15 protein-coding genes are annotated in these 12,993 nt (G+C 36.5%); 9 read left to right on the top strand and 6 right to left on the bottom strand.

All coding sequences use genetic code 11. The features are described from left to right. Positions 1-263 precede the first annotated feature (263 nt). Together B9A52_RS07225 and B9A52_RS07220 are read right to left on the bottom strand one after the other, a co-directional pair. Positions 264-854 (bottom strand): DNA-3-methyladenine glycosylase I, encoded by a 591-nt coding sequence (locus B9A52_RS07225; RefSeq protein ID WP_084119669.1) that lies wholly within the window; start codon positions 852-854, stop codon positions 264-266. 61 nt (positions 855-915) lie between these two features. Then, positions 916-1,221, bottom strand: coding sequence for a DUF4286 family protein (locus B9A52_RS07220; RefSeq protein WP_084119668.1), 306 nt, complete (start codon positions 1,219-1,221; stop codon positions 916-918). Between the two features lie 259 nt (positions 1,222-1,480). Here B9A52_RS07220 and B9A52_RS07215 point away from each other — a divergent pair, with 259 nt between their 5' ends. The 9 genes from B9A52_RS07215 to B9A52_RS07175 all read left to right on the top strand — a co-directional run bounded on the left by B9A52_RS07215 (position 1,481) and on the right by B9A52_RS07175 (position 8,781). Beyond that, positions 1,481-2,008, top strand: a complete 528-nt coding sequence (locus B9A52_RS07215; protein ID WP_231955518.1) for a carotenoid biosynthesis protein — start codon at positions 1,481-1,483, stop codon at positions 2,006-2,008. Between the two features lie 48 nt (positions 2,009-2,056). After that, the gene (locus tag B9A52_RS07210; protein WP_084119666.1) at positions 2,057-2,500 is read left to right on the top strand and encodes a sterol desaturase family protein; all 444 of its coding nucleotides are present in this window, start codon (positions 2,057-2,059) and stop codon (positions 2,498-2,500) included. Beyond that, positions 2,500-3,396 (top strand): MerR family transcriptional regulator, encoded by an 897-nt coding sequence (locus tag B9A52_RS07205; protein WP_084119665.1) that lies wholly within the window; start codon positions 2,500-2,502, stop codon positions 3,394-3,396. Before B9A52_RS07210 ends, B9A52_RS07205 begins: the two co-directional genes overlap by 1 nt. Before the next feature lie 220 nt (positions 3,397-3,616). Beyond that, positions 3,617-4,129 carry an RNA polymerase sigma factor gene (locus B9A52_RS07200; protein ID WP_084123427.1) on the top strand — a complete coding sequence of 171 codons (513 nt, stop codon included), beginning with the start codon at positions 3,617-3,619 and terminating at the stop codon, positions 4,127-4,129. A 5-nt stretch (positions 4,130-4,134) separates the two neighbouring features. Beyond that, positions 4,135-5,613, top strand: a complete 1,479-nt coding sequence (locus B9A52_RS07195; protein WP_084119664.1) for a phytoene desaturase family protein — start codon at positions 4,135-4,137, stop codon at positions 5,611-5,613. Between the two features lie 24 nt (positions 5,614-5,637). Next, positions 5,638-6,480: a phytoene/squalene synthase family protein gene (locus B9A52_RS07190; protein ID WP_084123426.1), complete on the top strand. Its 843-nt coding sequence runs from the start codon at positions 5,638-5,640 to the stop codon at positions 6,478-6,480. Between the two features lie 3 nt (positions 6,481-6,483). Further along, entirely contained in the window at positions 6,484-7,194 is a 711-nt protein-coding gene (locus B9A52_RS07185) for a lycopene cyclase domain-containing protein (RefSeq protein WP_084119663.1), read from the top strand. 4 nt (positions 7,195-7,198) lie between these two features. Beyond that, positions 7,199-8,044: a 4-hydroxy-3-methylbut-2-enyl diphosphate reductase gene (locus B9A52_RS07180; protein WP_172805179.1), complete on the top strand. Its 846-nt coding sequence runs from the start codon at positions 7,199-7,201 to the stop codon at positions 8,042-8,044. Between the two features lie 29 nt (positions 8,045-8,073). Then, positions 8,074-8,781 (top strand): fatty acid desaturase, encoded by a 708-nt coding sequence (locus tag B9A52_RS07175; RefSeq protein WP_084119662.1) that lies wholly within the window; start codon positions 8,074-8,076, stop codon positions 8,779-8,781. A 179-nt stretch (positions 8,782-8,960) separates the two neighbouring features. Here B9A52_RS07175 and B9A52_RS07170 read toward each other — a convergent pair whose 3' ends face one another. The 4 genes from B9A52_RS07170 to B9A52_RS07155 form a co-directional block, all read right to left on the bottom strand. Then, on the bottom strand, positions 8,961-9,890 hold the full coding sequence (locus tag B9A52_RS07170) for a helix-turn-helix domain-containing protein (protein WP_084119661.1): 930 nt from the start codon (positions 9,888-9,890) through the stop codon (positions 8,961-8,963). Positions 9,891-10,029: 139 nt separating this feature from the next. Next, positions 10,030-11,169, bottom strand: coding sequence for an acyl-CoA dehydrogenase (locus B9A52_RS07165; protein WP_084119660.1), 1,140 nt, complete (start codon positions 11,167-11,169; stop codon positions 10,030-10,032). A gap of 104 nt (positions 11,170-11,273) precedes the next feature. After that, complete coding sequence (locus B9A52_RS07160) at positions 11,274-11,960, bottom strand: zinc metallopeptidase (RefSeq protein ID WP_084119659.1); 687 nt, start codon at positions 11,958-11,960, stop codon at positions 11,274-11,276. Positions 11,961-11,991: 31 nt separating this feature from the next. Beyond that, a complete protein-coding gene (locus B9A52_RS07155; protein WP_084119658.1) occupies positions 11,992-12,993 on the bottom strand; it encodes a lysylphosphatidylglycerol synthase transmembrane domain-containing protein in 1,002 nt (333 codons plus the stop codon).

Here is a 12,993-nt window from a genome sequence, read left to right as displayed (position 1 = left end):
ATCTCTGGATATTTGACAATATGATTGAATCATAAATTCAGAAAATGATGTCCAATGACCGATGAAAGTTATAAGGTTCATTTGAAGCATTAGACTATATTCTGAACTTTGAGGGAAAGTTACTCCTAGGATTGCGTCGATTGATAATAAAATGATCTAATAAATATAACTTCAGCTTTCTCTCGTTTTGGGCAGAAGTCTGAAGTTTTTTTACAAGTTCTCATCGGTCATCGGTCATCGGACATTTTTTAAACCGTCCACGATTAATTTCCGCCAACTTCTCTATGTCTCCAACAATCCACTAAATGGTCATTAACAAGTCCTGTTGCCTGCATATGTGCATAAACTATGGTGCTCCCTAAAAATTTAAATCCCCTTTTTTTGAGATCTTTGGATAATTTGTCAGAAATCTCTGAAGTGGCAGGCACTTGGGAAAGCTCCTTCCATTTATTCTGGATCGGTTTGCCGTCCACAAAATCCCAGATATAATCTGAAAATTTCCCGAATTCGGATTGGATTTCCATAAACCTTTGGGCATTATTGATTGCAGCTCTGATTTTAAGCTGATTTCTAATAATTTTTGGGTCTTGTAAAAGCTCCTGAATATATCCTTCAGGCAGATCTGCCACTATTCTGTAATCAAAATCCGCAAAAGCTTTCCGGTAACCCTCTCTTTTTTTCAATATTGTTGACCAACTCAACCCTGCTTGCGCACTTTCTAAAATCAAAAATTCAAATTGTTTTTGGTCATCAAAAACAGGAACTCCCCATTCTTCATCATGGTATCTGACATATTGCTCGAAGCCCAAACACCAAGGGCAGCGGAATTTAACGGTTTTTTGTTCTGAGGCCATTTCTTTTTTTACCGCAATTTAAGGTTTTATGGGTAGAGGAAAATTGAAATAAGCAATGAAACTATTCCACAGTTTCAAGGAGGGTCCGGAATACGACGAATTTATCCTGAAACTTTATGGATACATCCTCCTGAAGCTTTTGAGCATAATTATTTTGATAATCGATGATTTTCTCCATGGATTCGGCAAAATATTGAACAGAGTAATTTGCACTGCCATCTTCTGATTCATGCAATATTTTGTAGAATCTGTTTTCCAAAAACATTCCTGTGGCAAGCACATCCGGGATATGGGTTTCTTTCATCCAATTAACCCAGTCCAATTCGAATTCTTTTTCAATATTGACAGTTACGTTATATAAAATCATATTATTCTTGTTTTATTTTTATTTTTGTCGCTTTCAAGTAGGAACAAATATAGGTTCATGTTGTTAAATTCAGCATTGTTACTTCCATAATCGTTCACTGAACATGCCTTATAGCAAAACAGAAAATATATCAGTGTTTACAAATCTTCAGAAAATACAGGAAAAAAGAGCCTCTCTTTTTAAATTTATTATTTTCATTTTTCATCTGGTGGGAATCATTGGGATGTCTATTCCGAATTTGAGACCATTTTTTCAAATTATGACACCCTTCCATTTACTGCTAAGTTTGGGGATATTGGTCCTATTTCATTCAGATTGGAATAAATCTTTCAGTTTTTTTGCAATTTCGGCATTCCTTATTGGATATGGATCGGAAGTTTTGGGAGTACATACAGGATTCCCTTTTGGAAACTACCGGTATGGCACTGTTCTGGGCATTCAACTATTTGAAGTGCCGCTTATGATTGGAGTGAATTGGTTGTTGCTGGTTTACCTTACCGGTAATTTATTTTCCAAAAAAATCAAAAATAATTGGTTGGCTGCAGCTTTGGGCGCAGGATTGATGGTAGGGATAGATTTCTTGATTGAACCTGTCGCCATGAAATTGGATTTTTGGTCTTGGGAAATGAATGAAATACCGCTTTCCAATTACATTGGTTGGTTGGCAGTTGGCTATCTGATACATTTGATATTCCGGAAGGCATCATTTCAAAAGGGAAACCCCATTTCATCGTTCCTATTGATCAATCTGATTGCATTCTTTATCATTTTAAATTTTATTGTTTAAATTCTGAAAAACAATCTAAAACATTCCGCATCTTAAAAAGTTAACCTAATGATGTACGCAATTATATTTATAATACTGGGATTTGCTGTAATGGAATTCTCAGGATGGTTCATTCATAAATATATTATGCATGGTCCTTTATGGGGAATCCACAAAACCCATCATGAGCCCTCAAAAACATTTTTCGAACTCAATGATTTGTTTTCATTGATGTTCGGTAGTATTGCAGTTTTATTGATATTTCTGGGAGTTGATAAGTTGGATTATCGCTTTTGGATGGGAGTTGGAATAAGCATTTATGGTATCAGCTACTTCATTATTCATGATGTTCTGGTTCACAGAAGAATCAAATGGTTTGAGAGACCTAAAAGTAAATTCCTGTTGGGAATTTTTCAGGCCCATCAGGCTCATCACGCCACAAACAAAAAAAATGATGCCGTCTCTTTCGGTTTGTTTTGGGTACCAAAGAAATATTTTAAATTAAAAAAATAGTGAGTACTTATTCAATTAAAGATCTCGAGCAGCTTTCAGGAATAAAAGCCCATACTTTGCGAATTTGGGAACAAAGATATAATCTGTTATTGCCGAAAAGAACGGATACCAATATCAGGTTTTATGATGATGCAGACCTAAAGTTGATCCTGAATGTTGCATTGCTCAATGACAATGGATACAAGATCAGCAAGATAGCCGGAATGTCTGGTGTTGAGATGAAAGAGGAAGTCATTAAACTGACAGAAAAAACCCTTACGCATGACGATCAGATAAATGCCCTCACTATCTGCATGGTCGAAATGGATGAGGAAAGGTTCGATAAGGTACTTTCTACCAATATTTTGAAAATCGGGTTTGAGCAGACGATGCTTAATATCATTTATCCTTTCATGTCCAAAATCGGTGTACTTTGGCAAACCGGCGCTATCAATCCTGCTCAGGAACATTTCATTAGTAATCTGATCAGACAAAAACTTATTGTCGCAATAGATGCTCAGATATATAAAGGCGGTGGTAAAAAATTCCTTCTTTATTTACCCGAAGGCGAACATCATGAAATCTCCATTCTTTTTGCTGCTTACCTGATCAAACTGAAAGGCCATAAAGTTATCTATTTGGGGCAGAGTACTCCTGATGATGATCTGGATTCGGTTTATAATTTACATCAACCTGAATACTTAATGACTGTAATTACCACTTCCCCAAGTGCTGAGAATGTTCAGGAATATATTGATGTACTATCTGAAAGATTCAACAATGCAAAGATTATTGTTTCGGGCTATCAAATAGTCGGACAGGATATAAAGTTGCCCAAAAATGTAAAATCCCTGAATTATATACGTCAAGTGAGAGAATACCTTGAAGAGATGGAAGAGGTCACCATTGAAAAGTAAATTCAGTTTTATCTTTTTGAAAAAATATTAGACAAAGTGAAAATTAAGATTTTCACTTTTTTTGTGCCTAATTCGAACTCAAAGCCTTATTTTTCAAAAATTTCAAATATTTTTTATTATCAAGGCTTTATTTTGTTTAATAAAAATGAAAAATAATTAGACAAAATGTTTGCATTTTGTTTAATGAATGTTACATTTGTTTAAACAAAAACAAAAAGCCATGACAACTCTAGAATTCAGTTACTCGCTTAACAAATTATCAAGTTCGCTAAAGCCATTTGCACTTAAGCTTACCAGAGATATGGATGATGCAAATGACTTGCTTCAGGATACCATGGTCAAGGCTTTTACCAATAAAGATAAATTTACAGAAGGCACAAATCTAAAAGCCTGGTTGTATACCATAATGAAAAATACTTTTATCACCAACTATCAAAAAATGGTAAGAAGAGGTACTTTTGTAGATACAACAGATAATTTGCATTATATCAATTCCGGTGACATTTTAATTGAAAACAATGCTTTCGGAGATTTTACAATGGATGATATTTATTCAGCCATTGATGGCCTTGAAGATGTTTATAAAGTTCCCTTTATGATGCATTATAAGGGTTTTAAATATCACGAAATCGCTGAAAAATTAGATATTCCAATTGGAACTGTTAAAAATAGAATACATATTGCCAGAAAGATTTTAAAAGACGATCTGCATGTGTACAGACACAAAAACTAAAATATATGCCCGGTAAAAATGTTGTAGTAATAGGTGCTGGTTTTGCAGGCCTATCAGCAGCAACACATTTGGCACACCTAGGATATCAGGTAACTCTTCTAGAAAAAAATACAACCCCCGGAGGTAGAGCAAGAAAGTTCGAAGCCGAGGGTTTTGTTTTTGATATGGGGCCAAGCTGGTATTGGATGCCTGATGTATTTGATTCCTATTTTGGACATTTTGGAAAAAAGCCATCAGATTATTATAACCTGATAAGGCTTGACCCATCCTATACGGTAATTTTCGGTGAGAACCAATTTGTACCCATACCTGCTAATTTCGAGAAGTTCAGAGATCTGATGGAAAGTATGGAACCCGGTGTAGGACCAAAACTTGATGAGTTTTTGAAACAGGCGGCTTACAAATATAAAGTCGGGATTCAGGACCTGGTATATAGACCAAGCAGATCGATTTTTGAATTTACAAGTCCGGGATTATTGGCAGATGTCATAAGGATGGATGTATTCCAATCCATGTCCAAACATGTTAGAAAATTTTTTAAAGATGAAAATATTATCCGCCTGATGGAATTTCCAGTTATTTTTTTGGGTGAAATGGCCGAAAACATTCCTGCTTTATACAGTCTTATGAATTATGCCGATATCGTTTTAGGAACCTGGTATCCTATGGGCGGCATGCATGAAATTGTCAAAGGAATGGTGACTCTTGCTGAAGAAAAAGGTGTTAAAATACATCTTGGAGCTGATGTGTCACAAATTGAAGTCAGTAACGGTGTGGCCAAAAGAGTGGTATTGAAAAGCGGAGAAAGCTTTGATACGGATATCGTGGTGGCAGGAGCAGATTACCATCATGTAGACAGTCAGTTGCTGACTCCTCAATACAGGAATTATGATGAAAAATACTGGGACAAGCGAGTCATGGCCCCCTCTTCTCTGTTATTTTACTTGGGTGTAGATAAGAAATTGGATAATCTTACCCACCACTGTTTGTTTTTCGATGAACAAATGGGCCCCCATGCAGATGCTATCTATAAAAATCCAAGATGGCCGGAAAGGCCTCTTTTTTATCTATCGGCGGCCTCTATAACAGACCCTTCTGTAGCACCGGAAGGAAAAGAAAATCTGGTAATTTTAATTCCATTGGCACCTGACTTGGAAGATGGAGAAGAAATCAGGGAGAAATATTTTCACATGGTGATGGACAGGTTGGAAAAACTTACAGGGCAAGAGATCAGAAGCCATATTATTTATAAACGTTCCTACGCACATAGTGATTTCAAATCGGACTATAATGCCTTTAAAGGAAATGCCTACGGATTAGCAAATACACTGTTTCAGACAGCAATTCTTAAACCCTCTTTGAAAAGTAAAAAAGTGAAAAACTTATATTACACCGGACAATTAACTGTGCCGGGACCAGGAGTTCCGCCTACATTGATTTCCGGACATGTTGTAGCAAAAGAGGTTGATAAAGATAATAATTAAATAAAAAAATTGTAAATTATGGGGATGGATCCAAAACTGCTCTATGACCAAACTACTTTGGAATGTAGTAAATTGATCACCCAAAAGTATAGCACAAGTTTTACGTTGGGGATCAAAACACTGGATAAGAAGCTACATTTACCAATTTACGCCATTTATGGATTTGTGCGCTATGCAGATGAAATAGTGGACACTTTTCATGACAAAAACAAGAAAGCGCTTCTGGAAGAATTCAAAAAAGATACCTATGAAGCGATTGAAAATGGAATCAGTCTCAATCCTGTCCTTCATGCCTTTCAGCTGATTGTCAACCAATTCAAAATAGATCTTGATCTCATCGAGGCCTTTCTCAAAAGCATGGAAATGGACCTTGATTTCAAAACTTACAATGATTCCAGATACCACGAATATATCTATGGTTCAGCGGAGGTGGTGGGCCTGATGTGTTTAAGGGTCTTTTGTGAAGGGGACCAAAAAATGTACGAAAGCTTAAGAAAGCCTGCCTGTAAATTGGGGTCTGCCTTCCAGAAAGTGAATTTCTTGAGGGATATCAAAAGTGATTTTGAAGAAAGAGGGAGAGTTTATTTTCCTGGAGTTGATTTTAACACTTTTGACAAGTCGGCAAAAATATTGATTGAGGAAGATATACAGCATGATTTTGACGAAGCTTTGGATGGGATCAGGAGATTACCTTTGAGTGCTAAACTTGGGGTAAAAGTGGCCTATTTGTATTATCAGAAGCTATTTGATAAAATCAAAAGACTTCCACCGGAAATTATTACACATCAAAGGGTCAGAATTCCAAATTCAAGAAAAATCTCTCTTTTATTGGGGACCTATTTTGGGACGAAACTCGGTTTAGGTTAATATATGGAAAAGTACCTCTACCTTATACTGAATATTCTCACCATTTCGTATCCTTTAATCCGTTCATTTGAACACAGGGTACAATATGCAAAAAAATGGTATGCCTTGTTCCCAGCAATAATCATTACCGGATTTTTTTTCCTGGTCTGGGATCATTGGTTTACAATCATAGGCGTTTGGGAGTTTAATCCGCGTTATCTCATAGGTATATACATTTTTGAATTGCCTTTGGAAGAATGGCTGTTTTTCCTAACCGTCCCTTTTGCCTGTATATTTATATATGAAGTCCTGAATTATTTTGTGAAAAAAGATATTCTCAGTGGTTTTGCCAAGCCTTTTACATTGGTGCTGATACCATTTTTCTTCCTTATAGGAATCATGAATCTGGACAAATGGTACACTTCGGTTAATTTTCTGGTCGGAAGTGCAACGTTATCTATCCATTATATACTCTTTCAGACCAAATACTTAGGAAGATTTTATTTAGCTTATTTCGTTTCATTGATACCGTTTCTCTTCGTAAATGGGATATTGACCGGATCTTTTATTGATGAACCTGTGGTGATTTATAATAATTTGGAGAATCTTTCCATAAGAATTTTGACCATCCCGATAGAAGATACCGTTTATTCAATGACCTTATTGCTCATGAATCTTAGTATTTATGAACGCATTAAGAATAACAAAACAATTCAGACTGTCAAAAGTTTATAAGGCTATGATGAACCTGCAAGTACATATCGACCAGCATTCCGGTTTCTGTTTTGGAGTAGTCTATGCCATTGAAATGGCAGAAGAGATCCTTGAAGATCAAGGTTATTTATACTGTTTGGGTGATATCGTTCACAATGATGAAGAAGTGAAACGGCTTACCAGCAAAGGATTGAAAATAATCGATCATGAAGAATTAAAGTCCCTTTTCAATGAAAAAGTACTGATCAGAGCGCATGGTGAACCACCCTCTACCTATGAATTGGCCATCAACAACAATCTTACCTTGATCGATGCGAGTTGCCCGGTGGTATTGAAATTGCAGAACCGAATCAAAAATTCATTTGATAAAGATGAAACAATTTATATCTATGGAAAGCATGGCCACGCAGAAGTAATTGGATTATTGGGTCAGACCAGTAATAAGGCAGTCGTCTTTCAGGATATCAGCGAACTTGATTTACCAAACTTGCCTAAAAATTTAACCTTATACAGTCAGACCACAAAAAGTACTGACAAGTTTTATGAAATTACGGATATCCTAAAGGAAAATGGTATAACAGTCAATACGAATGATACCATTTGTAGACAAGTTTCCAATAGAGATAAGGAACTACGGTCCTTTGCCGAAAAGTTTGATAAAATCATTTTTGTCAGCGGTACTAAATCCTCAAATGGAAAAGTTCTTTACAATGTCTGCAAAGAAAAAAATCCAGACACCTATTTTGTTTCCAATCCTGAACAGGTAGACAAAGAATGGTTTAGAATTAACGATACTGTTGGTATCTGTGGTGCTACCTCCACACCCATGTGGTTGATGGAACAGGTGAAAGAAAAAATAGCGACTTTTTAGTCAATCAATTTCTTTTCTACCTTTGCAAAGTGAAATCTTCAAAATATCATAATGATTCAGTCGACCCCAAAGGAGTAATAATTTCCCTAATTATTATTTTTCTATGGTTAGGTTCATTGGTTTTTCTCCTCCAATGGGAATTAAACTGGTCTAATCCAATAACTTACCTTGGCATTTTAATCCAAACCCACCTGTACACGGGCTTATTTATCACAGCCCATGATGCGATGCACGGGATTGTATCCTCAAACAAGAAGCTCAATCATACTATAGGCTGGATTTCGGCAATTTTATTTTCTTATAATTTTTATTGGAGGCTTTTTCCCAAGCATCATGAACATCACCGATATGTTGCTACAGACAAAGACCCTGATTACCATGCGTCTGATAACTTTTTGATTTGGTATTTAAGTTTTATTAAACAGTACGTTTCCATATGGCAGATTCTTTTGATGGCGGTTACATTCAATATCCTTAAACTTTTTTTACCTACTGAAAATCTGATTGTATTTTGGATGGTTCCTGCAATATTGTCCACCCTGCAGCTGTTTTATTTCGGAACTTATCTCCCCCACAAAGGAGAATCGGAAAATAAACACCATTCCAGAAGTCAATCAAAAAATCATCTTTGGGCTTTCATTTCCTGCTATTTTTTTGGATATCATTATGAGCATCATGATTCTCCCGGAACTCCTTGGTGGAGGCTTTGGAAAACCAAAGAATCCCTTGAAAATTAGTAACTATTTTACTGATTTTCAGAAAAGAGAAGTATTCTGATCTGAGTAGGCATTTATTTCGCTGCTGGAAATTTCAGTAGAGAACCTGTTTTTTATTGTTGATTAATTGAGAGTAAAAAATAAAAAAACCCTCCTTGATATCTAAAAGAGGGTTTTTAGGTCAAAATGGCTATTAGGGTTTATTGTACATTGATAAGAGATTCCCTTCTTCTCATTTTCCCGGCAGGCAATCCATACATCATTTTAAATCTTCTGCAGAAGTAAGCAGTGTCTTTATAACCCACTTCTTTTCCGATATCACGGATACTTTTTTTGGAAGTCCTGAGCAATTCTACTGCTGCTTCCATTCTTTGATATTCAATATAATCCTGTGGATTGATTCCGGTGAGCATTTTGAAATATTGACCCACATAATCTTCAGATACATTGGCAACTTTAGCCAGCACCTTATTGGACAGGTCTCCACCTATATTCCTTTTGATATAATTGAAAAGGTCAATCAAGCGGGGATCTTTGAAGTAAGTACTATTCGTGGATAATTCCTCCACAAACAGCCTATTCTTCAGAATATGTCGAACGATCTCAATTACCAATAATTCAGTATGAATCTTGATAACTCTTTCCTTACCGGGGGTATTCTGTTCTGATTCTTTTACGATATCTTCCACAATAGAGGCTATCCTATCATTGAATCGAATCACAAAAGGAGGAATTCCTAGGGAATGGAAAAAATTGACTACATCAAATACTTTTGCTTCAAAATTGATTATAGTCAGACAGTCTTCTTCTAAGCTCTTAATGTCCTTAAAGCTGATAGTTTGAAGGTACTTCCTTTTATTGTCAACAAAACTTTCATTGTTAATATCATTCTTTTTGCCTTGCTGTCCAAAAGAAATGTTTGTTGATCTTCCTGCAGGGATAAATAATATTTCTCCTTCATTCACCAATTCCATTTCATCCGAAAATTTAACAGAACCTTGGTGGAGTAATATAATCGTATTCTCAGTATCATTAAAATTAGTTACTGAAACAGGCTTTTCAATTTTATAATTGTTCCCCTTTAAAAAGCGGACGCCAACAGATTCAATTACCTTATTGTAATATTCCATGATAGATGAAATTAATGTTAAGTCGTAAAAGTATAATAATTTTTGAAAGCTATATATATAAATTCAGTAAATTATTAAATAAAAATAAAAAAAGGTATAAAATATTGATTTTATACCTTTTGAAGTGAGATCAAAATGATTATCTTATTATACTTCTTGATATGACTATTTTTTGAATTTCACTGGTTCCTTCATAAATCTGTGTAATTTTTGCATCACGCATCAATCTTTCCACATGGTATTCTTTCACATAGCCATAACCCCCATGAACTTGTACAGCTTCAATGGTCACGTTCATGGCAACCTCTGATGCATACAATTTTGCCATCGCACTCGCAAAAGCATAATCCTCACCCTGATCTTTGAGCCATGCAGCTTTCAATACCAATAATCTTGCAGCTTCAATCTGTGTAGCCATATCAGCAAGCTTAAATTGTATAGCCTGATGTTGACTGATTGGTTTACCAAAAGCTTTCCTTTCTTTTGAATAAGCCAAAGCCAATTCATATGCTCCAGATGCAATACCCAAGGCTTGTGCTGCGATTCCGATCCTTCCACCGTTCAATGTTTCCATAGCGAAGGTAAATCCAAAACCCTCCTCTCCAATCCTATTTGAAATGGGAACTTTAACATCTGAAAACATGAGAGAATGGGTGTCCGAGCCTCTGATGCCCAATTTATCTTCTTTTTTCCCAATTACAAATCCTTCCCAGTTTTTTTCTACAATAAATGCAGAAATACCTTTATGCCCTTTGGACGCATCTGTCTGTGCGATTACCAAATATATACTGGCCGAATTCCCATTTGTAATCCAGTTTTTTGTTCCATTAAGGATATAATAATCTCCCTTCAATTCCGCATTTGTCTGTTGGGAGGTTGCATCTGAACCTGCCTCAGGCTCTGAAAGACAAAAAGCACCAAGAATTTCTCCCGTTGCCAGACGCTTAAGATATTTTTCCTTTTGTTCTTCGCTTCCGTATTTTTCCAGACCCCAACATACTAGGGAGTTGTTGACGGACATACAAACTGAGGCAGAGGCATCAATTTTTGAAATCTCCTCCATCGCCAATACGTAAGAAATGGTATCCATACCCCCGCCATGGTATTTGGGATCAACCATCATACCCAAAAAACCCAACTCTCCCATTTTCCTTACCTGTTCTGCAGGGAATTTTGCTTCTGTATCTCTTTCGATTACACCCGGTAAAAGTTCTGTTTGGGTAAACTCTCTCGCAGCATCCCTAACGGCTAATTGTTCTTCTGTGTATTCAAAATTCATGGCGAAATAAGGGTTTTAAATTACGGTTTGAAGATACAGCAAAAAAAAATAAGGGACAATTTCTTGCCCCTTAAAGTAAACTCATTTCCTGTATTTCAGTTTCCTTAATCTCTGTTACCAAAGAAGATGAAAATGTAATAGGCCAAGGTTGCCAAAGCTGCCAATGCCGCAACTACATAAGTCATTGCCGCCCATTTAAGTGCATCTTTTGACATAGCGTATTCATCTTGGGTTACTACATTTCTGGTTTTGATCCAAGCCAAAGCCCTATTACTCGCATCGAATTCTACAGGAAGTGTAACTAAGGTAAACAAGGTCATTACACCATAAGAACCAACCACAATATATCCGATCAATTCATAGGGAAGATTCAACATGAAGCCTCCAAGAAGTGAAGCAATCAGAACAATATTCAGGATTTTCCCACTTGCGTTTTGAACAGGTACCATAGCAGACCTCAAATTCAACCAAGTATAAGCAGTAGCATGCTGAACGGCGTGGCCACATTCATGGGAAGCCACGGCAGCGGCGGCAGCATTTCTTCCATAATACACGTCGGGGCTGAGATTTACAGTCCGGTTCATAGGATTATAATGGTCAGTCAGCTGACCATCCACACTGAGAACTTTTACATCATAGATATTATTGTCCGCAAGCATCAGTTCAGCAATTTCTTTACCTGATAAATTGGCTTTAAGGGAAGTTTGAGAATATTTCTTAAACTTACTTTTTAACCTACTGCTGACCACAAAGCCTAAGACAGCGAATAAAACAACAATTAGAATAATCATAGTTTTTTATGTTTGGTAGTTTATTACGAAATTAAGAAGTTTTGGATTCTTTCTTTGCAGTTATTTTAAAGAAAAAAAACAAAGCGATCAATCCTAGAACTATCATGGTCAGTACCTGACTTCCATGGATGATCACCGCAAAGATTTTACCTTCTTCATTGCTTAAACCATACGCCATCAAAATGAAAGCCACTAATGCATGAAAGGTTCCTATACCCCCTTGTACAGGAGCAATCATGCCAATACTACCCATTACCATGACCATGAGCATGGAGCTTAATGACAAACTGGCAGTTGATGGAATAGCCCAAGCCATAAACATCAGCATCAGATAATAGGTAAACCAGATAAAAACCGAACTGCTCCAGAAACCCAATTGATTATCAACCTTTTTAAGGCTTATCACACCATTGACCAAATCCCTTAGAAAATGCCTGATCTTTCTGAACAAATTACTGTCTTTGTATTTTAGGAAAACCAAATAAACAAATATCATAGCTACAATCAATCCCCCAATCAACAAAGGAAGGTATTGAAATATTTTCCCCTTCAGTGAATCCAAAGACACCAAATCACTGAATAACCGAACAAAAAGATCCTTTTCAAGCAAGAAAGCCAAAAATATAATACTGACCATAAACAGCAGGTCAAAGGTCCTTTCCAATATCACAGTTCCAAGAAGCTTGCCCATTTGCCGGTCTTCGGTTTTGGTCAATACGCCACATCTAACCACTTCACCTGCACGGGGAACCAGAAGATTAGCAAGGTAACCTATCATCAATGCCCAGAATGTGTGTATAGTTTTGGTTTTTTCGGATTCTCCGGCATCTATGAGCAACTTCCATCTCCAAGCTCTCACCCAAAAACCAATCAGAGAGACCAAAATCGACAAGCCAAACCAAAATAGGGAGGTATGAGATAATGCTTCAAGCAATGAATCAAAGCTGATATCTTTATATAGAAACCAAAAAATCCAGATGGCTACTATCAAAGAAACCGCCACCTGGATCCATTGTTTTTTTGTAAGCCTCAC

Source organism: Aquiflexum balticum DSM 16537, assembly GCF_900176595.1.
GTDB lineage: Bacteria > Bacteroidota > Bacteroidia > Cytophagales > Cyclobacteriaceae > Aquiflexum > Aquiflexum balticum.
The sequence above is the reverse complement of the archived record's forward strand: the minus strand, read 5'-3'. Positions and strand labels throughout refer to the sequence as shown.